This window comes from Nocardia vinacea NBRC 16497 (genome assembly GCF_000308835.1).
Lineage (GTDB): Bacteria > Actinomycetota > Actinomycetes > Mycobacteriales > Mycobacteriaceae > Nocardia > Nocardia vinacea.
The window spans coordinates 13,865-35,893 of sequence record NZ_BAGN01000122.1; the positions used below are offsets into that span (position 1 = coordinate 13,865).

23 protein-coding genes are annotated in these 22,029 nt (G+C 63.2%); 11 read left to right on the plus strand and 12 right to left on the minus strand.

Annotated features, from left to right (window positions below; translation table 11 throughout):
• Positions 1–79: 79 nt before the first annotated feature.
• Genes ON44_RS16645 through ON44_RS16670 form a run of 6 tightly spaced genes read left to right on the plus strand, consistent with a single transcriptional unit; the run spans position 80 to position 6,315 of the window.
• Positions 80–1,705, plus strand: a complete 1,626-nt coding sequence (locus tag ON44_RS16645) for a bifunctional 3-(3-hydroxy-phenyl)propionate/3-hydroxycinnamic acid hydroxylase (RefSeq protein ID WP_245567191.1) — start codon at positions 80–82, stop codon at positions 1,703–1,705.
• A 58-nt stretch (positions 1,706–1,763) separates the two neighbouring features.
• Complete coding sequence (locus tag ON44_RS16650; protein WP_218007587.1) at positions 1,764–2,627, plus strand: VOC family protein; 864 nt, start codon at positions 1,764–1,766, stop codon at positions 2,625–2,627.
• A 3-nt stretch (positions 2,628–2,630) separates the two neighbouring features.
• The gene (locus tag ON44_RS16655) at positions 2,631–3,452 is read left to right on the plus strand and encodes a fumarylacetoacetate hydrolase family protein (RefSeq protein WP_040691008.1); all 822 of its coding nucleotides are present in this window, start codon (positions 2,631–2,633) and stop codon (positions 3,450–3,452) included.
• A gap of 49 nt (positions 3,453–3,501) precedes the next feature.
• Positions 3,502–4,500, plus strand: coding sequence for a cupin domain-containing protein (locus ON44_RS16660; RefSeq protein ID WP_040691010.1), 999 nt, complete (start codon positions 3,502–3,504; stop codon positions 4,498–4,500).
• The gene (locus tag ON44_RS16665; RefSeq protein ID WP_040691012.1) at positions 4,497–5,594 is read left to right on the plus strand and encodes an alcohol dehydrogenase catalytic domain-containing protein; all 1,098 of its coding nucleotides are present in this window, start codon (positions 4,497–4,499) and stop codon (positions 5,592–5,594) included. Before ON44_RS16660 ends, ON44_RS16665 begins: the two co-directional genes overlap by 4 nt.
• A gap of 28 nt (positions 5,595–5,622) precedes the next feature.
• Positions 5,623–6,315: an MBL fold metallo-hydrolase gene (locus ON44_RS16670; RefSeq protein ID WP_040691015.1), complete on the plus strand. Its 693-nt coding sequence runs from the start codon at positions 5,623–5,625 to the stop codon at positions 6,313–6,315.
• 282 nt (positions 6,316–6,597) lie between these two features.
• Here the strand turns inward: ON44_RS16670 and ON44_RS16675 are convergent, their stop codons facing one another.
• Genes ON44_RS16675 through ON44_RS16695 form a run of 5 tightly spaced genes read right to left on the minus strand, consistent with a single transcriptional unit; the run spans position 6,598 to position 12,641 of the window.
• The gene (locus ON44_RS16675; RefSeq protein ID WP_157187188.1) at positions 6,598–7,338 is read right to left on the minus strand and encodes an EthD domain-containing protein; all 741 of its coding nucleotides are present in this window, start codon (positions 7,336–7,338) and stop codon (positions 6,598–6,600) included.
• Between the two features lie 25 nt (positions 7,339–7,363).
• Entirely contained in the window at positions 7,364–8,137 is a 774-nt protein-coding gene (locus ON44_RS16680) for an SDR family NAD(P)-dependent oxidoreductase (protein ID WP_051182104.1), read from the minus strand.
• A complete protein-coding gene (hisD, locus tag ON44_RS16685) occupies positions 8,125–9,423 on the minus strand; it encodes a histidinol dehydrogenase (RefSeq protein WP_040691019.1) in 1,299 nt (432 codons plus the stop codon). The genes ON44_RS16680 and hisD overlap by 13 nt, the downstream gene beginning before the upstream one ends.
• A gap of 4 nt (positions 9,424–9,427) precedes the next feature.
• Positions 9,428–11,428: an acetoacetate--CoA ligase gene (locus ON44_RS16690; protein WP_051182105.1), complete on the minus strand. Its 2,001-nt coding sequence runs from the start codon at positions 11,426–11,428 to the stop codon at positions 9,428–9,430.
• A gap of 13 nt (positions 11,429–11,441) precedes the next feature.
• Positions 11,442–12,641 carry an FAD-dependent monooxygenase gene (locus ON44_RS16695; protein ID WP_040691198.1) on the minus strand — a complete coding sequence of 400 codons (1,200 nt, stop codon included), beginning with the start codon at positions 12,639–12,641 and terminating at the stop codon, positions 11,442–11,444.
• A 49-nt stretch (positions 12,642–12,690) separates the two neighbouring features.
• On the opposite strand from ON44_RS16695, the gene ON44_RS16700 reads away from it, so the two are divergent.
• From ON44_RS16700 to ON44_RS16720, 5 genes are all read left to right on the plus strand, one after another.
• The gene (locus ON44_RS16700; RefSeq protein ID WP_040691022.1) at positions 12,691–13,506 is read left to right on the plus strand and encodes an IclR family transcriptional regulator; all 816 of its coding nucleotides are present in this window, start codon (positions 12,691–12,693) and stop codon (positions 13,504–13,506) included.
• Between the two features lie 113 nt (positions 13,507–13,619).
• Positions 13,620–14,702 (plus strand): cupin domain-containing protein, encoded by a 1,083-nt coding sequence (locus tag ON44_RS16705; RefSeq protein ID WP_040691027.1) that lies wholly within the window; start codon positions 13,620–13,622, stop codon positions 14,700–14,702.
• Positions 14,703–14,707: 5 nt separating this feature from the next.
• Positions 14,708–15,544, plus strand: coding sequence for a fumarylacetoacetate hydrolase family protein (locus ON44_RS16710; RefSeq protein WP_040691029.1), 837 nt, complete (start codon positions 14,708–14,710; stop codon positions 15,542–15,544).
• Positions 15,541–16,272, plus strand: a complete 732-nt coding sequence (locus ON44_RS16715; protein WP_040691031.1) for a maleylpyruvate isomerase family mycothiol-dependent enzyme — start codon at positions 15,541–15,543, stop codon at positions 16,270–16,272. Before ON44_RS16710 ends, ON44_RS16715 begins: the two co-directional genes overlap by 4 nt.
• A 10-nt stretch (positions 16,273–16,282) precedes the next feature.
• Entirely contained in the window at positions 16,283–16,660 is a 378-nt protein-coding gene (locus ON44_RS16720) for a DoxX family protein (RefSeq protein WP_040691033.1), read from the plus strand.
• Here the strand turns inward: ON44_RS16720 and ON44_RS16725 are convergent.
• From ON44_RS16725 to ON44_RS16755, 7 genes are all read right to left on the minus strand, one after another.
• Positions 16,657–17,970: an MFS transporter gene (locus ON44_RS16725; protein WP_218007588.1), complete on the minus strand. Its 1,314-nt coding sequence runs from the start codon at positions 17,968–17,970 to the stop codon at positions 16,657–16,659. The genes ON44_RS16720 and ON44_RS16725 overlap by 4 nt on opposite strands.
• Positions 17,971–18,069: 99 nt before the next feature.
• Positions 18,070–18,621 carry a maleylpyruvate isomerase N-terminal domain-containing protein gene (locus ON44_RS16730; protein ID WP_040691035.1) on the minus strand — a complete coding sequence of 184 codons (552 nt, stop codon included), beginning with the start codon at positions 18,619–18,621 and terminating at the stop codon, positions 18,070–18,072.
• Between the two features lies 1 nt (position 18,622).
• Positions 18,623–19,315, minus strand: a complete 693-nt coding sequence (locus tag ON44_RS16735; RefSeq protein WP_218007589.1) for a class II aldolase/adducin family protein — start codon at positions 19,313–19,315, stop codon at positions 18,623–18,625.
• Between the two features lie 42 nt (positions 19,316–19,357).
• Positions 19,358–19,690, minus strand: coding sequence for a ferredoxin family protein (locus tag ON44_RS16740; protein WP_040691036.1), 333 nt, complete (start codon positions 19,688–19,690; stop codon positions 19,358–19,360).
• A gap of 12 nt (positions 19,691–19,702) precedes the next feature.
• Complete coding sequence (locus ON44_RS16745; RefSeq protein ID WP_040691038.1) at positions 19,703–20,692, minus strand: NAD(P)/FAD-dependent oxidoreductase; 990 nt, start codon at positions 20,690–20,692, stop codon at positions 19,703–19,705.
• 6 nt (positions 20,693–20,698) lie between these two features.
• On the minus strand, positions 20,699–21,718 hold the full coding sequence (locus ON44_RS16750; RefSeq protein WP_051182107.1) for a type 2 periplasmic-binding domain-containing protein: 1,020 nt from the start codon (positions 21,716–21,718) through the stop codon (positions 20,699–20,701).
• Positions 21,718–21,984, minus strand: a complete 267-nt coding sequence (locus ON44_RS16755; protein WP_040691040.1) for a nickel-binding protein — start codon at positions 21,982–21,984, stop codon at positions 21,718–21,720. Before ON44_RS16755 ends, ON44_RS16750 begins: the two co-directional genes overlap by 1 nt.
• Positions 21,985–22,029: the final 45 nt, after the last annotated feature.

A 22,029-nucleotide genomic window follows, 5' to 3' on the forward strand; every position in this document is an offset into this window, starting at 1 on the left:
AAATCAGGACATTGTTTTTATTGCACAGGACACCATCCTACTGTGGTCGTATCGGTTTCCGAGGTCGAAAGGTGAGTCCGTGGCGTCAACGCAGTCGCTGGGCAGAGTGGATGTCGCGGTATGTGGCGCGGGGCCGGTAGGCCTCACGGCCGCCGCACTGCTCGCTGCCCGCGGTGTCGACGTGATGGTGCTCGAGCAGAACGAAACCACCAGCGATGAGCCGAAGGCGATCAGCATCGACGACGAATCGCTGCGGGTGTTCCAGCAGGCCGGGATCGTGGACAAGATCCTGCCGATCGTGGTCCCGGGCACCGGAACCTGCTACTACGACCGCAACGGCGATGTGCTGTTTCATGCGCGGGGATCCGAGCCTTTGCGCTTTGGATATCCATTCAAGAATCCCTTTGCCCAGCCCGATCTCGAGCGCGCACTGGTGTCCGCCCTGGCGGCAGCACCAAATGTGTTGTTGCGCTTCGGGACCCGGGTGACCGGTTTCGAGCAGCATCCCGACCGTATGCGTATGCGGGTGGAATCCGCTGGTGTGGAGCACTTCCTCGACGCCGATTATGTGCTCGGTTGTGACGGCGGACGTTCGGCGACTCGATTGCTGCAGGGCATCGACATGACGGGCCGCAGCTATTCGGATGTGTGGCTGGTGGTCGACACTCTCGATGATCCACACACCGAGCGGTTCGCGATGCATCACGGGGATCCGGAAAGGCCGTATGTCGTCGTACCGGGCCTGGATGGGCGGTGTCGCTACGAGTTCCGGCTTTTCGACGGCGAGGGTGCGGCGGGGGAGCAGCCGTCGTTCGAGCTCATCCAGCGGTTGGTCGCGCGTTACCGGTTGATCGAGCCGCATCAGGTAGAGCGTGCGGTCAACTATCGGTTCAACGCTGTCGTCGCCGACGAGTGGATGATCGGACGGTCTCTTCTGCTGGGCGATGCCGCGCATATGATGCCGCCTTTCGCCGGGCAGGGCCTGAACTCCGGAATCCGCGACGCGGCGAATCTGACCTGGAAGGTCGCCGACGTTCTCGCGGGTCGGCTCGATGAGTCGGTGCTGGCCAGCTATCAGACCGAACGCGCGCCGCACGCGCTGGCGACGGTGCGCATGTCCGAACGGCTCGGTCGCGTGGTGATGACCACGTCGCCCGGGCTGGCCCGCCGTCGAGACGACGCCGTGCGGCGAGCGTTGCAGACCGATGAGGGCCGCGCCTACCTCGAGCAGATGCGGTACCGGCCTGGACAGCGTTACACCGCCGGCCTGGTGGTTCTTGACGGCGGGTCGGACGATGTGGGACTACCGATCGGTCAGCCGCTTGTCTTCGACTCGGTCGCTCACGACCTGCGCCGCCTCGATGAAGTACTCGGCGACGGCTGGGCTGTGATCGGTGTCGATGTCCCCGAATCCGACTGGGCTGCAATACAACCCATCTCCGAGGCACTGGCTGCTCGTCATGCACTCGTGGTTACCCGGGAAAATCTGCCGCGGACGTCTCAACGCGTACTCATCGACGTCGACGGTGCGCTGGTTCGCGAGTTCTTCCGCTACCAGGGCAGGTTCGTGCTGATCCGGCCGGACCATTTCGTCGCGGCCGCATGGGCACCGCAGGACTCGACCGATATCGCTGCCCGAGTCCTGGCTTGGACACCCGGATCGGCGGCGACTTCTTCTACAGAGAGGGCATTCAGCCATGGATAAACCACAGCGAATCGTGCTAGCGGAACGTGATGCGGCGGGGACTCTGACACGAACAGCGGTGTCGCACATCGGATTCTCCGTACCGGATGTGGCTGCCACGGCGCAGTTCTACGGTCGCGTGCTCGGCTTGGTGGTGCACGAGGAACTCGCCCATGGTGGACTGCGGCTCGGATGGGGTGCCGGACACCATGTCATCGACTTGGTCGAGGGGCAGAAAGGGTTGCGCCACTATGGTTTCGAGGTCCGCGATCCCCAAGGCGTCGAAGGTATCGCCAAGCGCCTGACCGCCGCGGGTTACACCGTCAGCGAGCTCGACTCGGTTCATATCGATGCTGCCGTCGGCGACTCGCATGGCATCGCCGTCGCCGATCCGCACGGTACCGAGGTCCATTTCCATACCACGGTCCAGCGACAAGGTGAGATGGCCGCCGATACCGGTCGCAGGCCGATCAAGTATCAGCACATCACCCTCGGCACCGATGATGTCGAGGCAATGGCCAGGTTCTATGTTGACGTTGTCGGCTTCCGCATCTCCGATCAGCTCGACGACGGCCGCTTCGCCTGGCTGCGCAGCGACCGCGACCACCACACCCTTGCAGTGGTGAATGTCGGCAGCGGCGGCGACATCGACCACTACTCTTTCGATCTATTCGAGTGGGCCGACTTCAAGGCGTGGTGCGATCGCCTGGCCGACGAAAGCGTCGATGTCACATGGGGTCCAGGGCGACACGGTCCGGGCAACAACCTGTTCGTGTTCTTCGATGACCCCGCCGGTAACCACATCGAACTGTCGGCGGAGATGGAGAAGTTCCACGACGACCGCGTCACCTACGTGCCGCGCCGCTGGAAGCCGATCCCCAACACCGTCAACCTCTGGGGCGGCCAGCTCGCCTCGTGGCGTCACACCAGCGAAGGAAAATAGGCAATGGCATATGCGACTTATGAGCAGGGCGGACAGCGACAGGTCGGCGAGGTGCAGGGATCGACTCTGGTGCCGTTGAACGGGCTCGAGGAAATCGGCGCGGCAATTGACCTGGATGTTCTCGCTGCCGCGACTCGCATGACCGACAGCGCCGTCGACATCGACTCGGTGCGGCTGTTGCCGGTGGTGCCGAACCCGTCGAAGATCTTCTGTGTCGGACTCAACTACCGTGAGCACGTCACCGAGTCGAAACGTGAGCTGCCCACCTATCCGGTCCTGTTCGCGAAGTACGCCGACAGCTTGCTCGGCGCTTTCGACAACATCGTGCTGCCTCCGGAATCGTCGCAGGTCGACTATGAAGGTGAGCTCACGGTCGTGATCGGCCGTGGCGGGCGCCGGATTTCCGAAGACGATGCGCTCGACCATGTACTGGGCTACACCGTCGCGAACGACATCACGATGCGCGACTTCCAGTACAAAACCCATCAGTGGATGCAGGGCAAGGCATGGGATGGCAGCACTCCCCTCGGCCCCTATCTGGTGACTCCGGGTGAGGTCGATCTGGATCATGCCGGGATCCGGACGGTCCTGAATGGAGAGACGGTCCAGGAGTCGGATCTGTCGATGCTCATCTTCTCGATCCCGCGACTTATCGCCACCATCTCCACATTCACCACGTTGCGTCCTGGCGATCTGATCCTGACGGGCACTCCGGGCGGTGTCGGCTATCGGCGCGACCCGCAGCTGTTCCTGAAGGACGGTGACGAGGTCAGTGTCGAGATCGACGGTGTCGGGTCGATCCGCAACCTGATCCGGGCGCACTGACAGCTGAATATCTCTGGGGCACAACCCCAATCGAGACGAGGAGGTCTCCATGAGCGTCGTAGTCGAAGACGTCATGATCATCGGATCCGATAGGCCGCTGCGCAGCATCGACCGTGACGAGCAGCTGCTGCTGGCGCCCCCGTATCCCAGCAAGATGCCGATCAAGCTATGGCGAGACCAGGAACCCCTGCCCGTCGTGCACTACCCACCGGAGTACCGGGCGCAGCCTTTCGCCCCGCCGCGTGGCGTCTACGAGAATGCCCAGGTCCGCGTCGAATGGCAGACCATGGACAATCGGCAGCCGTTCTATCACCGCAACTGCGATGTCGACGAGATCTCCTACCAGATCGACGGTGAACGCACATTGATGACTGAACTCGGCATCGTCGAGCACCGGCCGGGGGAGTTCTCCCGGATCACGCGCGGTGTGGCCCACGACAACTACGGTCGCACCGAGAGCCATCTGTTGTTCTACATCCCCGCGCCTGTCGAGGAGCTGGCCCCACCGGTGCGGACCTCGCAGCCGATGTCGCCGCCGTTCGCGGGTTGGCAGCCGGGGGAAGTCAACGAGGCGGTCACCCAGTGCATGGGGACACCCGGACACGACATCGCCGTTTTTCCAACGGACGAGACGTTGTTGCTCGACCGCGTGCACTCCGAGTCCGACCGGATGACGGTCTTGTCGATCAGCGACGATATCGGCTACAGCTGGCTCTACACCGCGTCGACGGTCCGTCTGGGAACCGTCACCGTGAATCCGGCGGGTGGCATCCGGCGATACCGGCGCACGCTCGACGCCGACGAGATCCAGTATCAGATCCGCGGCACCCGCACGTTGCTGACCCAGCGGGGCATCGTCGAACTCCGGCCCGGCGACTTCGTGCGAATCCCGCTCGGCGTCGCGCATGCCAGCATCGCCGACGAGTCGTCCACACACATTAGCTTGCAATCGCATCTCGAACTGCCGCAGATCGCCGAGACCGATCGGACCGCGGACTCGTTCTCACCCGAGCGGCTCGCCGCAGCGATCGAAAGGAACCGAGCATGAGCATGCTCGCGGCACGAGCCCACGCCGACGCGAACCGCCTTGTAGTAGAAAAGATTCCGGTGCCCGAACCAGGCCCCGACGATGTGATCGTGAAGGTCTTCTCCGCGGGATTGGCACCGGGGATGATGTCACTGCTGGCAATGGGGGCGTTCAAGCATCTCCCCACAACCCTGGGACACGAGGCCGCAGGCACCATCGCCGCGCTCGGTACTCAGGTCACCGGCATCACCGTCGGTGATCGCGTCCGGGTGCATCCGAACCTGAACTGCCGCAACTGCGTCTACTGCCGTACCGACCGCGACATGATGTGCGCCCAACAGGCCATGATCGGCCACGCCGCGTTCAGCAGCGTGCCGATGCCGCTCTACGAGCGATACCACAACGGCGGTCTCGCCGAATATGTGCGCGTGCCGCACTGGCTGATCGACCCGCTGCCCGACAACGTCAGCTTCGATGTCGGGGCGAAGGTACACGACTTGGCCAACGCTGTGCGCATCCTGAAACTATCCGATCTCCCACTGGGCGCGACCGTGATCGTTACCGCGGCGACCGGCACCATGGGCACCGCAACGATCAAGCTGGCCGAGCACTTCGGTGTCGGCCGACTGATTCTGGTGGCGCGCAGCGCAGACCGGCTGGATTCGGTAACACGGCTTTCCCGCGGGGTCGACGTCGATACCGTTGCGCTCGAAGAACTTCCAGCGGACTGGGAATCGAACGGCGGCCTCACCCAGCGTCTCCGCGGGCTGGCGCCGGAGGGCGCGCACGCGGTGATCGACTACATCCCCACCGGCCCCGCAACCGGCCAGACGATGACCGCCTTGGCAACCGGGGGTGTGATCGCCCATATGGGAGGCAACACCACGCCGATTCCGGTGCCGCCATTGGGTTTGATGGTCAACTGCTGGCGATTCATCGGAACACGCGCCTGCACCCGCAACGATGCTCTGGACGTGCTGAAACTACTCGAGACCGGCGTTCTCGACGCCGAGGAACTGATCACGCAGCGCTTTGCGCTCGTCGACACGGGCACGGCGGTCCAGCAGATGCAGCAACGCGACCATCCCATGTGGATGACTGTCGTGAACCCTTGATCACCCACCAGATGAAGGCATTAGCAGCATGAATCTCACACATTACGGTCACGCCTGTGTACTGGCCGACATAACGGTCGGGGACAGCATCCGACGCGTCCTGTTCGATCCCGGGACGTATTCACTGGACTTCGAAAGCGTGCGCGGGATCGACCTCGTACTGATCACACACGCTCATCCCGACCATTTGGACGTTGATCGACTCGTCACACTTCTGTCCGACAACCCCACAGCCGAACTCGTCCTCGGCGCCGCCAGCCACGCCGCGCTCGCCGATCGAGCCGAAATCGCAGCGGACCGGATACATGTCGTCACACCCGGTGAAAAGCTGTCACTGCGAGGTATCGATATCCAGGTGACAGGCGGTGAACACGCTTGCATCCATTCCGCGGTTCCGACGACACCGAACAACGGCTACATCGTCAACGGCGGTTTGCTGCACCCGGGCGACGCGTTCGATGAAATCCGTGCTGCGGTGGACGTACTGCTGCTCCCGATCGGTGGTCCCTGGATGAAGATCGGCGAGGGCATCGACTGGTTGCGGACACTGGCGCCGCGGGTAGCCGTGCCGATCCACCAGGCGGGCCTCGCTCCGGTCCACCAGAACATGCATTGCGCTCTGCTGCGGAACCTGGCGCCAGCGGAAACCGAGATTGTGATTCTTGACCATGCCGTGCCGCAGAGCGTTTCCAACGCAGGAAGTAACCGCGCATCGGTGTGAAATGGATCGAATTATCGCGAACTCGTGGCAGTACCTGAACTGCGGAATGTCGCGCTGGGCTCCGTCCATTGTGGGGCAACCCATGCCGATGAAGAGTACAAGCGCTCGAAATTTCCACTGACGCAGTGGGATTGGTCGGTTCCGCAGCGATGGCATCTCGGCACGCGTTGACCCAACGGTTGCGCCGGTCGGTGAGACTGACCTGCGCGCTGCCCCCGCCCGGCCGAGGGGCGGACCGTGCTCGTTCATGGCACATCCCGGCCCCCGGTCGTTCAGCGTGGCCTAGGATTGGTCGGTGATCAATACGTGCTCGGTGGTCACGACCGAAAAGCTCGCCGCAGGATCTACGTAATTATCGTACCGATGCATCATCGACGGGAGCACGGTCGAGAAATCCTGTAAGGAATCGACCCATGTCTCGACAATCGCGCCATAGTCTTGGCCGGTCGACGCGCCGGTGCCGCCGCTCTCGGCATAAAGGGCGGCACCACTTTCGGCAATGTTGTGGACCCTTCTCGAAGCTATTGATCGAAATTCATTCGAGCCGGCCAATAATTCTGCCTCGTGGTCTATCCAGGTGAGAAGTTCGGACCGATCGACTTCGGGACGGCGCACGAGGAAATCGAACACGCGATAGCGGCTGACGTGCGACTCGCACAGCACCACTCGTTCGTCCATCTCGATCGCCATCGGTGGCCCGCTGAGGAACTCGCTGGCAATGTACTCTTCGTCAGGCTTTGTCGCCGCCTTGTGATCTTCGTTCTGAAGCGCCTTGCGGAACAACGTCGCGTCGTCGCAGACGTGTTCAACGATCATCGGAACTTCCGTTCGCTGAGCATAGAGAGTGTGCCGCGTGAAAGCCGTGTCGGGCTGAACTGTCCGGTTAATGATGTATCTCCGGAAAACGCCTTCGAACGCATGGTGACGCAGTACGGCTATTGCGTGCCTATCGATCACATAATCCTGGCATTCGATATTCCTGCGCGGATCTCTGCTGGTCAGTACGAGATATTCCTTGAACACGAAAGGATTTCTATTCTCGGATGAGTTACTGGGCTGTCCATCCACCGTCGGCCAGCACACTGCTACCCGTGATCAGGGTGGCGGCGGGCGATGCGACGAACGCGATTACTTCTGCAACTTCCTCGACTGTTCCGATACGACCGATCGGGATCTTGTCGATAAGTGTCTTCTGGCTCTGCGGGTCGTCAAGGAAGGGGCGCGTCATCGGTGTCTCGATAAAGGTCGGCGCCACCGAAACAACCCTGACGCCCGCAGGTGCCAGTTCGACGGCAAGCGCCTTTGTCAGTCCTTCGACCGCGTGTTTCGTAGCGCAGTAGAGTGTGCGATCCGGAGCTCCCACATGACCCATCTGGCTCGATACGTTGACGATGACGCCGGTTGCGTTCCGGTCCATAGCCTGGCGGACGAATAGTTGCGTGGCACGAAATACCGCGCGGACATTCAGGTTCAGCAGCGTATCCAAATCATCGACCGTAACGTCGAGCATCGGTTTGGGCCGATTCGTGCCCGCGGAGTTGACCAGAATGTCGAGCGCGCCGAGTTCCTGGAAGCTGCTCTCGAGCGCATGGTCGTCGGTGACGTCGACAGGTACCGCCAACGCCTTCCCGCCGTTTCGACCGATCAACGATGCGAGCTCTTCGATCTCCTCAGCGCTGCGGGCAATCAGGACGACTTCCGCACCTCTGGCCGCCAGCTTCTCCGCAACCGCGCGCCCGATTCCCCTGCCCGCCCCGGTGACCACCGCACGCCGACCAGCAAGGCTGAGAGCGCCGAAACTCGCCTGGGTCAGTGGATCCATGACAGCGAGGCTCCGCCGAACTTGTGTGCCCGGATATCGCCGGATCGTGCGTGTCCTTCGAAGGATTCCACTCGTGCGGCGCGGCCGCACAGTTGGCCGAGGGCCGCACTGGCGGCGGGATCGGTGACTTCCTGGTAGGTGACCGTCTTGAGGTACTTGCCGACCCAGAGACCACCCGTGTAATTCGCGGCACCGCCGGTGGGCAGCGTGTGATTGGTGCCGATCACCTTGTCGCCGTAAGAAACACAGGTTCCCTCGCCCAAGAAGAGCGCACCGTAGTTGCGCATCTTGTCCAACGCTTCGCGTGGATTGCGGGTAAGGATCTGGACATGCTCGCAGGCATAGCTATCGGCGAGAACGTATGCGGCCTCGAGGTTTTCGACGACGATGATCTCACCGTGGTCGCGCCAGGCCGGCGCAGCGAAGTCGGCGGTGGGCATGTCGATCAGGAGTTTCTCGATCAATGCGATCACGCTCTGTCCGAGGGTTTCGGACGTGGTGATGAGGACGGCGGGTGAATCGGGTCCGTGTTCGGCCTGACTGAGCAGATCGACTGCCACCACGAGCGGGTCGGCATGTTCGTCGGCGATGATGAGGACCTCGGTGGGGCCGGCGAATAAGTCGATTCCGACCGTGCCGAACAGCTGTCTCTTGGCCTCGGCGACGTAGGCGTTGCCCGGTCCTGCGAGCATGTCGACCTTCCCGATGGACTCCGTCCCCACCGCCATCGCGGCAACCGCCTGCGTGCCACCGAGCAGAAGAATCTCATCGGCGCCCGCGAGATGTAGTGCGGCGACGGTCGCCGCAGGGATCTCGCCGCGGATGGGCGGAGTGCACGCGGTAACGCGTTCCACACCCGCGACCTTCGCTGTCACCACCGTCATATGTGCCGACGCGACGAGCGGATAGCGGCCGCCAGGCACGTATGCTCCGACGGAGCCGACCGGAATCGACTTCTGCCCTAGCAATACTCCCGGTTCGGTCTCGATCTCGAAGTCGGCCAGGGAATTCCGCTGATGCCGAGCAAAGGTGTGTACCCGATCTTGGACGGTTCGGATGTCGGCGAGCACCTGGTCCGGAACCGTGGCGATGATGGCGTCGATCTGGTCGTGGTTCAGTGCGAAGTTCGCCGGTGCCCAGTTGTCGAACTGCTTGGAGTATTCGCGTATTGCGAGGTCGCCACGTTGGCGAACGTCGGTGATGATGCTGCGGACGGTATTCTGAACGCTTTGGACACGGTCGGTGTCCGCAGTCGTGGAACGCGCGGACTTCAAGTTTTTGGTCACGGTTCTACTCGGCTCTTTTGACGGGATGAGATCTACGCTCGCGCACTGACTCGCGCAGGTGGAGTCGGGCGTACCAATCGAGGAGCGTCGGGTGGTCGACTGCGCTGCGGTCGACCACCCGGGCCGGATCGGCACCTTGCAGCAGCCTTTTGATCGGTACTTCCAGTTTCTTGCCGGTGCGCGTGTGCGGAACGCCGGGTGCGGCGATGATTTCGTCGGGAACGTGACGAGGCGAAAGTTTCGTACGTATCTCGGTGTTGATCCGCTCGACCAGATCAGGGCTGAATTCGCACCCCGGAGCGGGCACCACGAACAGCGGCATCCAATATCCCCCGTCGGGTTGCTCGGCGCCGATGACCAGGGCTTCGCTGATCTCGGGGATGTGTTCGACCACCTGATAGATGTCCGCGCTTCCCATCCGAATACCGTTGCGGTTCAAGGTGGAGTCGGAGCGGCCGTGCACGATGATGCTGCCGCGGTCGGTGATGGTGATCCAGTCGCCGTGGCGCCACACAGTGGGATACATCTCGAAATATGCGCTGCGATAACGGGATCCGTCGGGGTCGTTCCAGAACGCCACGGGCATCGATGGCATCGGCTTCTTGATGACCAATTCGCCGACGTCGCCGTGCGCAGGAGAACCGTGCTGGTCCCAAGCATCCAACGCCACGCCCAGGAAGGGGGCGGATACTTCACCTGGCCACACTGGCACAGTTCGCACAGCACCGATGAACGCCGAAACCACATCCGTGCCGCCGCTGATGGAGGCGACTTGGATGCGCGCTCCGACGTTGTCGCGCAACCATATCGATGACGACGCAGGCAGCGCGGCGCCCGTGATTCCGATCGATCGCAGTGTCGATAGATCGTGGTCTTCTCCGGGGGCCACGCCCGCCTTCATGCACCCGAGTATGTATCCCGGACTCGTCCCCAGCACTGTTGCTCGGGTGCTGGCCGCCATCTCCCATAGCGCATCCGGCCTCGGATGCGCTGGGCTGCCCGCGTAGCAGACGATGGTGGCGCCGACCAGCAGGCCCGCGATCTGATAGTTCCACATCATCCAGCTCGGGCTGGTGTACCAGAAGAAGGTATCCTGCGGGCCGATATCCGACTGCAGGGCAATGGCTTTCAGATGCTCGAGTAATACGCCGCCATGGCCGTGCACGATGCCTTTCGGCAGGCCGGTGGTTCCGGACGAATACAGGATCCACAGGGGATGGTCGAACGAGACCTGGTCGGTTTCGAGTCGGCCGCCGTTTCGGGTGATGTCCTGCCAATCCAGAGCATCCGGAACCGTCTCTTCGATAGTCGACACGACGACGGTGGCGCGCAGTTCCGGCAGTCCGGCGCGCAGCTCGGCGATGTCGGCGATCTTGTTGTGCGACTTGCCGCCGTATCGATACCCGTCCGCGGTGACCAATACGACAGGACGGAGCTGTCCTAATCGATCCAACGCCGCCTTCGCTGAATAGTCTTGGCCGCAGGCACTCCAGACCGCACCTACGCTGGACGTCGCAAGGAAGGCGATGACTGCCTCCGGGATGTTCGGCAGGTAGCCGACAACTCGATCGCCGGTACGGACTCCGAGCGACCGCAATTTCGCTGCGAGTGCGGATGTCCGACTGAGCATTTCATCCCAGGTCATCGGGGTCGTCGTGCCGTTTTCATCGATCGATACGATCGCTGGCCGGTCCGTTCGCGCCTGCCGGAGTATGCGGTCCACATAGTTCAGCCGGACATCCGGAAACCATTGTGCGCCAGGCATTTCCGCCTGCGACAAAGCCGTACCCGGGTACGTGCCCAGGTCGAAGTATTGCCAGATGGTCGTCCAGAAGCCGGGAACATCCTCGACCGACCACTGCCACAGTGCGGCGTAATCTGGGAATTCGACTCCGGTTCGGGCTGTCGCGAACTTCGCGAAATCGGTGATTCGCGCCTCGGAGATGTCACGATCGGTCGGAATCCATTGAGGCCGGGGCGAATCAACTTTGTCCGGTGTGTTCATCGTTGCTTCCGGATCAGCTGTAGGTGGGGGAGTAGGCCCAGAGCCAGTCGGTGTACTTGAAACTGTTTGTGTCCCTGGTCCGGAACAGTTCATTGCGGACCTGGCGGGCAGTTCCGTCGAAATGCCAGAGTTCGCCCCACATGCGACCGGTGGTCAGGATGCGATTGCAGCGGGGTGCTCGGTGCTTGTTGACTTCGGCGAGGATGACGGGCCAGCCTTCGTTTCCGAGCTCCGGGCAGCGGCGTGCGGCGTACTCCGCGATGTAATCGGCGTCTTCGATGGCCATGACCGCGCCCGAGGCCAAGTACTGCAGCGGTGGGTGCGCCGCGTCTCCGAGCAGAATGAGCCGCCCATCGACCCAGTTGTCGATCGGCTCGCGGTCGAACATCGGCCACCAGCGATCTTTCCAGAGATGCTCGACGCCTTCGCGCACGTTCGGATGACAGTGGGTATAGGCGTTCGCGAGTTCGTCCGGACCGCCCCACTCAGTAGCGCCGCGCTTGAAGGCCGGGGACTCGAAGACGCCTACCTGGTTGAGTATCGTGCCGCCGCGCAACGGATATTGGATGAAGTGACAGCCGGGTCCGATGTATCCCACGACATCGTCGGGATCGTAGGCGAGATCCACCTGGTCGACGGCGAGGGTGCCGCGGTAGGCGACATAGCCGGAAGGAACGGGATCATCGTCGGAAAGGTTCTGGCGCAGTGTTGATTTCAGGCCGTCCATGCCGAGGACGACCTCCGCATGCCAGGTTCGCCCATCAGTGCTACTGACGATGGCGTGGTCGCCGTTGGTGACTGCCGACTGCACGGTGACACCGGTGACGAGTTGCGCGCCTGCGGTCTGGGCTGCCTCGACCAGCAGGTGGTGTAGGTCGCTGCGGTGAATGACGAAATACGGTCCACCGTAGTGGTTTCGAAAGTCTTCACCCAGGTCGACGGTCGTGAGCAACTCGGCGGTCAGGGCGTCGCGGAAGACCAGATTCTTCGGGAGTACGCCCATCGCCAGCGCGGGCTCCAACAGTCCCCACTTCGACAGAATTCGCGAACCATGTGGTCCGATCTGCAACCCAGCACCGACCTCGCCGAACTTCGGAGCTTGTTCGAGGACTGTTACCTCGGCGCCCTTGGTCGCCAGCGCGAGCGCGGCCGCGACGCCTCCGATGCCGCCGCCCACGACCACGATTTTCGCGTTGTATAGAGTCCTGTCCACATCCACCACCGTCGCCGGTGTGGTTGCATATGGACAATACAATTCCAGTATGCAGAAACATGGTCATCGACCGATGATCGAAAAACCGGCCTACATGCTCGAGTCTGTCGACAACGCATTGCGACTCGTGCAATTACTGCGCGACGTGGGCGCCGTGCGATTGAGCGAGGCCGCTACCGAATTGGGTGTCGCGCCATCGACCGCCCACCGACTGTTCGCCATGCTGTTGTACCGAGGGTTCGCTGTACAGGACGAAAACCGGCGGTATCACCCTGGGCCCGCCATGGGCGCCGGTCCGGCGCGACGTGGCTGGACACGGGAGTTCACCGAACGATCGCGCCCGCATATGGAAGCGCTCGCCAGCCGCTGCGGGGAAACGGTGAACCTGGTGATTCGGGTAGGTACACAGGTGCGATTCCTGCTGTCCTGCGAATCGAACGAGATGCTGCGCGTCGGCGATCGGCAAGGACAAGTCCTGGATGCCGAGCGCACGGCAGGAGGCAAAATCCTGCTTGCCGAGCTGCGCAAGGACGTGCTTGCCCAGCTGTACCTGCGGCCTGACGACTGGAGCGAGGCCGACTCCGTGCCGGGGGACCGGACCATGTCAGCCGAGCAATTCGACGCCTTCACTCGCGAGCTGGCAGGCTGCCGAACGGCCGGATTCGCGATCAATCTGCAGCAGACCGAGGTCGGCATCGCCGCGTTCGGGATGATTGTTCGCAATCACGCGGGGGACGCGCTCGGTGCCATCTCCGTCGCCATCCCGGTACTGCGTTACCAAAACCGTCTGCGTGGACCCCTTATCGCACAGATGCAGAGCACGGTTCGCAGTATTGAGGCCGATATCGCCGACATCGAATTCTGAGAACTTTCTGGAGAGCGGAATGAACTGCCGAATGCGTTGCCCGCGCCGATAGCGTGACCACGGGGGGCGTATTTCGCGGCTACCGCCGCTCGATGGCAAGGAGTTCTTCAGACATGACCTCGCCCGAGCAGTCCACGGACTGGAAGGATCTGGAACTCGAACGGCTGTATCTGGATTTCGCGGAGGAGCACCTCAACCCACTGTGGACGCAGCTCGGCGACCTGATGCCGATGACGCCGACCTCAAAGGCGATGCCCTTCGTCTGGCGCTGGTCCAGGCTTTACCCATTGGCGGCCCGGGCTGGTGACCTGGTACCCGTCGGCCGAGGCGGGGAGCGACGCGCGATCGCGCTGGCCAACCCGGGCCTCGGCGGCCTCCCTTACGTGACCCCCACATTATGGGCGGCGATCCAGTACCTGGGGCCGAAAGAAGTCGCACCCGAACATCGCCACAGTCAGAACGCATTTCGATTCGTCGTCGAGGGTGAAGGCGTCTGGACCGTCGTCAACGGTGATCCGGTCGCAATGCGCCGCGGCGACTTCCTGCTGACTCCGGGCTGGCATTTCCACGGTCATCACAATGAAACCGATCAGCCGATGGCTTGGCTCGATGGTCTCGACATCCCGTTCGCTCGCTATGTGGACAGCGGTTTCTTCGAATTCGGCTCGGATGCGGTGACCGATGACTCCACACCCGATGTTTCGCGGTCCGAGCGGCTCTGGTCGCACCCGGGCCTGCGTCCGCTGGTGGGTTTGGACGAAACCGCTAGTTCGCCCATTGCCGCGTATCGCTGGGAGTACACCGACCGGGCTCTTGCCGAACAGTTCGAGCTCGAAGACGAAGGATATCCGGCGACCATCGAGCCCGGCCATGCCGCGGTTCGCTATACCAACCCGACGACCGGTGGTGACGTCATGCCGACTATTCGCGCCGAGTTCCATCGACTACGTGAAGGCACTCGGACTCGGACTCGTCGCGACGTCGGCTCGGCTGTCTATCAGGTTTTCGAAGGCACCGGACGAATCCAGCTCGGTGCGGACGTCCATACGGTCCACAAAGGCGATCTGGTCACGGTGCCCTCCTGGACTCCACTGTCGATCGAGTCGGAGTCATCCCTGGACCTTTTCGTGTTCTCGGACGCGCCCATCATGGAGCGTTTGCAGCTCGCCCGTTCGCTAGTCGTCGAAGGAGCATGACACCTATGAAATTAGCAACTCTGCGGCTGGACGGAACCACGGTCGCCGCGCGTATCGGTGACGACGGGACAGCCACCGTTATCGCGGGCTTCCCCGACCTGTCGGCCCTGCTCGCCGACCCGGCCTGGAAGACCATTGCTGCGGCCGCCGATGGAACGTCCCAGACCGGGCACACCATCGCGCTGGCCGGTGTGGACTACGCGCCGGTGGTGCCGCGGCCGGGCAAGGTCATCTGTGTCGGCCTCAACTATGCCTCCCATATCGCCGAAATGAAGAGGGAAAAGCCCGAGTACCCCACCCTTTTCGCGAAGTTCGTGGAGTCGCTGACCGGACCGTACGACGACGTGGTGGTCCCGGCTTACGCCGCTGCGGCGCTGGATTGGGAGGCGGAGCTGGCTGTGGTCATCGGAAAGCAAGCACGGCAGGTTTCCGAGGACGAGGCAGCGGATTTCATCGCTGGCTACTCGGTCGTCAACGACTACACCATGCGCGACTACCAGTACCGGTCGATGCAATGGGACCAAGGCAAGTGGTTCGAGAAGACCACCGGATTCGGACCGGTGCTCGACACCGACTACGTCCCGGGGACCCGGATCGAAGCACGTCTGGAAGGCGAATTGATGCAGTCGGCGACGACCGATGATCTGGTCTTCGGGCCCGCACGGCTCGTCGCCTATATATCGCAGATCGTGACCTTGCAGCCAGGCGACGTGATCTGCACCGGTACCACCGGCGGAGTCGGGCACGCCCGGACCCCCGCTCGTTACATCCAGGATGGCCAGACGATCGAAGTCAGCATCGAGGGGCTCGGGTCGGTCCGGAACAAGACCATCATCAAATGAGTACGGAGCAAACGAATTTCGCCGCACTACCGTTGGCGGAGCGACTGTTGATCGCCCATCGCGGCACGGCCTACTTCGCTCGACGTCTCGCCGAACTCACCGATGACGAGTTGGACGGTGGCACCTTGCTGCCGGGCTGGACCCGGCGCCACCTGGTAGCCCATGTCGGTTACAACGCGGCTGCGCTGTGCCGGCTATTGGATTGGGCGGCAAGCGGTGTCGAGACGCCGATGTACGAATCCCCGGAACAGCGCAGCCGGGAAATCGAAGAGGGAGCCACACTACCTCCGGCCGCAATCCGAAACGTGTTCACGCACACTGCCGCTCGCCTCGGCGAGCGCTGGCGGAACCTGCCTGCCAGTGCGTGGGACGCATTCGTTCGGACCGCCCAGGGTCGAACGGTTCCCGCCTCCGAGACGGCGTGGATGCGCGCTCGTGAGGTGTGGATCCACGCGGTGGACCTCGGCAACGGCGGCCGGTTCGGTGACTTCCCCGGCAGTGTGCTCGACGGTGTATTGGCCGATGTCGTGGTGTTGTGGCGTGCCCGGGACCGTGGGGCTGGCGTGTGCCTCGGTATCGACGGTCGACCGCCCATCGAGATCCACGAATCCGAGTCGATCGCGACTCGGGTGTTGGGATCGTCGGCCGCCGTGGCGCGCTGGGCCACCGGCCGCGGAGCCGTGGACGTCGAAATCGAAGGCGATCCAGCAGCGCCGACCTGGTTGTGAGAGGAAACTTATGAACGTCGTTCTTTGGGTAGTTGCGAGTCTGCTCGCAGTGGTATTCGTCGGGAGCGGACTGACGAAGATCGTTCGATCCAAACAAAAGCTCGCGTCATCGGGGATGGGCTGGGCGGAGGACTTCTCGCCCGGCGCGATCAAGGTGCTCGGCGTGTTGCAGATCGCCGGTGCGATCGGGCTGATTCTGCCTGCGGCACTGAATATCGCGCCGATTCTGGTGCCCGTCGCCGCGCTCGGGCTGGCCGTCATGATGGGCGGTGCCGCGATGGTCCATCGCCGCCGAAACGACGAGCCGAAGATGATTTGGCTGAATATCGTGTTGCTGATATTCGCGGCGCTCGTAGCCTGGGGACGCTTCGGCCCGTATGCCTTCTAATTCGTCAGCGAAGGCGCGTGCTGGATCTCGTCCCGGCTCGGACGAGCCGGGACCAGTGGGATCAGTAGCGCGGCCAGTAGGCAAGGTGCGGCGAGAGCGATGAATCTGCCGCTGAAGCCGACGCCCGCGGTGATCAAGGTGCTCAGATACAGCGGACCGACCACCCCGCCGAGGCGCCCGATGCCCATAGCCAAGCCGAGCCCGGTGGCCCGAACGGATCCGGGGTAGTACGAGCCGATGTAGGTGTTGATCATGGTCTGGTTACCGGTGCTTCCGACGCCGATCATCGCCGCCAGGACATAGACCATGGCGATCGGAGGCTGCGCGCAGAGCGCGACCAGCGCGAGCGCGGCCGCGCAGAACGCGCCCGTCACTACAGGTTTCGGTCCGAAGCGGTCCGCCAGCGGCGACAAAGCCAGTGGACCGGCCACGGTTCCGATATTCAAGGCAGACAGCACGATCAGCGATGAGCCGATTCCGTAGGCGGCCGAGTGCAGCAGTGCCGGAAGCCAGGTGCTCGCGCCGAAACCCACCAGCATGCAGCAGAAGGTGGTCATCCAGAACAGCACAGTCGCGGGGGTTCTGCCCGCCCCGAACACTGCGCGCGCCCGCTCACGGAGGGAACTCGAACGCACCGAATATGCGGCGCCGGTGTCGATTTCGACGTGTGGGCTTCCGCGGCGGGCCGCTACGAAGGCAGGGGATTCGGGGAGGAAACCCAGCACGAGCGGCAGTATCACCAGGGTCGGCAGGAACCCGCTGACGCACATGCCGCGGAATCCGACGTGCGGCACCAGCCATGCCGCCAATAGTCCGGCCACGATTCCGCCGGTGCCCAGTCCGGCGAATCCCAACGCTGTTGTCAGGTTTCGGCGTCCGGCTGGCGCGAATTCGATCAACATCGCAGTGGCGGTTGGGGTCAGCGCGCCGGCCCCGACGCCGACCGCGAACCGCATGAGCCCGAACAATTCCGGCGTAGATGCCAGGGCAGAGACGCCGATGGCGACGGAAAACGTGGCGATGGCTCCGATCATGACCTTGCGGCGACCGAAGCGGTCGGCAAGTGCGGCGGTGCTCAGCGCCCCGACCAGCATGCCCGCAACGCCGAGCGAGGCCATGCTCGATACCTCGTTCGGAGTAAGCGACCATGGCCGGTATTCCAGCAGCGCCGGCACGATGCCACCGAACATGGATAGGTCGTAGGTCTCGAGCACGAGCACGAGGAAACAAATCGCTATCACGATCCGGGCCTGTCGACTGAAGGACGCAGCGGGGCCGGTGGCGAGCAATGGATTAGCCTTGTCGTACAACGAAACTCATTTCAACTACGGCCACGGGGTTACGTGGCGGCACGAAATCAGTACGCGACGGCGAGGTCGTCGACATCGCCGCGGCGCAACTCGGAACAGTTAGGGCTTGGTGGCACGCCGGGGCGGCTGCGCGGTCTCGGGCAGCAGGTCGATGATCAGGCATCGGCTGTCGGGCGTATCGCTGTGCTCAATGTGATCGAGCGTCAAAGCCGGAACATGAATTCGCATCTCTTGTAGCCACAATTCGGCGATGTCGCCTACTGAGGCCGACCGTCCGCCGGTGGCTACCAGAGTGCTGGACCACTTCTCTCTCGGCACTGCATCGAGGACGTGCACGAACCGATGAGTTGCCTGTTCGAAGTCTGTGACGATGACCGCGCCGGGACGTGTGGCCTCGCGGTCGATCTGTGCCGATCGGTCGAGAGCATTCCTCAGTAACGCGTCGGCATCGCTGGACAGGGTCAGCAGCGTGCCGGACAAGTAGTCGCTGCCCCTGGCGATGTGGGTGGCGAGGTGACCATAGGACCAGCCCGGGTGGCCGCTGTCGGCGGTGAAATCGCAGTCGCCATCCCAGAGCTGCGCCGCCACCCGGTCGATTCGCTCGAGCTCTTCTCCGATCGCCTCGCGCAGGGTGTGACGGTTCGCAGCCATGTCAGGCCTCGGTGTCGGCGCGGCGTACCAGATACTCCCAACCGGCGTTGAGCTGAGACTGATTCCAGATCTGTTCGCGCTTGAAGCGGGTCTCCGCCTCATCTGAAGCGGTACGCACGCCCCCGGCGGCGTCAGCGAGAAGCTGTGTGCGGCAGGCACGTTCGAGCAGTACTGCATACATTACGGCCGTTCCGATGTCGGCGCCCACAGTCACCGCACCATGGTGGGGCATGAGAATGCCATTGGCGTCGCCGAGCTCCTCCGCCAGGGCGCGGCCGAGATCTTGGGTCGCGATCAGCGCTCCGGTGACGGTGAACCGTGGCAGCTGCGGATATGCGAACGGCACGGCATCGTGGGATATCGGCAGCAGATCGCGCTGCAGTGATGAGAAGGCGCTGAGCGCGGGCGCGTGCGTGTGCACAACAGCACCGATATCGGTTCGCCGGGAGAGGATCTCGGTGTGGATCGGGAATTCCAGATGCCGTTTGCCATTGCCCCACAGCACGTCACCGTCCGGAGAGACCAGCACTACGCGGTCGGCGTCGATCTCTTCGAAACCGTATCCCGATGCCTTCATCCAGGCGCCTTTGCCGTCGGGGTCGCGGACCGAGGCATGACCCCAGACCATGTCGGACAGACCCGCGGCCGCGAGGGCGTGGCTGGCGTGGATGACGTCGGCAACGACACTCATCATTGAAAACCCTTTCTACTATTGCCTTTTCGAAGCGGCGCCGCGCTATCGGTCAGCTTGTGATGCGACCATTGGGGTGTCCACGCCGACGGGGCCGAGTCCCATCGCGCCGCCCGGATCACCCAGCGCCTCGTCCTGGCCCGGCAGGGGCACCGCAAAGAACGCCGCGTTGTCGTCGCGCCATGTGGGGTCGGTGATGTCCTTGGGCGCCAAGATCGCCGAGACCGGGCATTCGGTCAGACATGCTCCGCATTCGATGCATTCGTGCGGGTTGATGTAACGCTTGGTCAAACCCTCGTAGATGCAGTCGACCGGACATGCGTCAACACAGGAGCCGTCGAGTTCGTTGATGCATTTTTCATCGATTACATACGCCATAGGAATGTCCTTTCACTGCACCGGTTCAGGCAGTTTGTCGCTGGAGTGGCCAGGGAACAGTTGCTCGTCCGGATGCAACGCCACCGCGATGTTGTTCACTGCGGTAGCGGCCTCGCCGAATCCCACCGCGATGAGAGCTACCTTCCCCGGGTAGGTAGTGATGTCACCAGCGGCGTAGATGCCGGGACGGCTGGTGGCCATATCGGTGCCGACAGGGATGTGCTTTCCGAGGAAATCGATTCCCCACGAGGTGAGGCCGCCGAGCGATGCTATGTGGCCCAGGGCCGGCACCAGGAGAGTGGCGGAGACCCGTTCGGTGGTGTCGGCGACGCAGTCGTGGATAGTGATCGCTTCGAGCGTGGTGTCGCCGTGGACCTGGCTGATCTCACTGTTGATCAGCACGCGGGCCGTGCTGGAGCGCAGGGCGGCGACGGAGCTTTCGTGCGCGCGAAAGCGCGCGCGGCGGTGCACGATCGTGACCGATCGCGAGTGCGGAACGAGTGCGTTCGCCCAATCCACCGCGCTGTCCCCGCCACCCACGATGACCACATCGTGATCCGCATACGAGTGGGGTGCGTCGAGGACGTGCTCTATCCCGGCACCGGTGTAGCCGGCGAGCGCGGGAAGAGGGCGCGGTGTGAAGCGGCCGATGCCGGCGGTGAGCAGGATGGCTCGGGCGCGGATATCGGCGCCCACAGCTGTGGTGACCACGAACGAGTCGTCGGACTGTTGCTGGAGTTTCAGGCCCTCTTCGCCGAGAAGGACGGTGGGATCGGCGGTCATGGCCTGCTCGGTAAGGCGGGCGATGAGTTCGCGACCGGTTACCGCTGGGAATCCGGCAATGTCGTAGATGTTCTTTTCGGGGTACAGCGCCGCGGTCTGTCCCCCGAGGTGCGGAAGACTGTCGATCACGGTGACAGACAGCCCGCGCATGCCCGCGTAGTAGCAGGCATACAGTCCGGCGGGTCCGGCACCGATGATCAGCAGGTCTGTGACGGGCATTCCGGGTCAGCTCCAGATGAGGATTTGGCCGTCGCCGGTGTCGCCGGCCAGGTCGGTGTAGGCGCGGGCTGCGCCTGGGTGTAGGGGGATTGGGGTGTCGGCCATTGCGGTGGGGTCGACGGGGTAGGTGACCGGAGTGTGGTCTGCCGGGAAGTGGGCGTATTGGACTTCGAGTGCGCGCCGGGTTTTGATCATGCACCAGGTGGCGAGGTAGGCGACGTCGTCGGGGAGGTCGTCGCGGCACACGATGGCGAAGTCGGAGAAGTCCAGCGTGCGCAGTGGCTGTTCCAACCCGGGCAGGTAGCCTGCCTCGATGTGTGCTGTCGGCCATCCGAAGGCGGCGAATCCGTCGAATACCTTTGTGCCCCAATCGAGATAGCGCACGGGGCGGGTGTTGGCGACGCGCTGCCACGCGGGCGTCATGATCGCTTCGTGAATGAGGACGTTGGCCTCACCAGTGGCGAAGCGATGGATCGCGGGGAACGGGCGCTCCGAGTAGCGGAATTGCGCTCCGCCGACCCGCAATAATTCCGGATCTGCGCCGGCGAGCCGAAGCCCATGATGAGCCGCCCAGCCGATGAGATTGACACCATCGTCCTGGGAAGTGGCGATGACGAGGCGGTCGGCGATCGAGGCCAGATCTGCTACCGACTGCACCGGCAGCTCAGCATCGACGGCGACGACGAGCCGATCGCGTTGGCCGATGACGCCCAGCGCTCGGAGATTGGACTGGGCAGACCGGCCACCGATCGACACCGCGCCATCGCATACCGCGCGCACGGCGGCGGTCGGCGTGATAACGGCAATGTCGGCCTCGTCGGCTTGGAGGGCGTCGATCTGGTCGGTTCCACCCCGGCCCGACCAGATAGCGAAGCCGGACCCATCGGGACAGCGATCGCCCATCTCCTGGGCGATCCACCCGCAGATGCGGTGCATGTTGGCCTGACCCCAATCGCCGCGGAAGTGCAGCTGGACAGGCCGATCCAGGGTGGGCTGCGCGGACTCGGCACTCACTGCTGCGGTCATCAGGCGGTGGCCTGCTGCAGCTGGCCGGCGTCGAATTCGATGTCGATCTCGGTGACCGTATCGACGGGGAAGCCGACGCGTTCGAACTCATCGCGTACCGCAGCCTCACTGTCGGCCTCGTAGAGCGTGACGATATAGCCGGAGTCGCCGTTGGCGAAGAGGTGGCGGAACGTCGCGTGTACTCCCTTGGCGACTTCCGGGCCGTAGGCCGCGACCTCTTCCTCGGAGATACCGGGGGCCTGGTGGATGCTCAGAAACAGCGACATTGGTCTTCCTTAGAGATCAGGCAGGGGATTCAGAATGTGTCACAT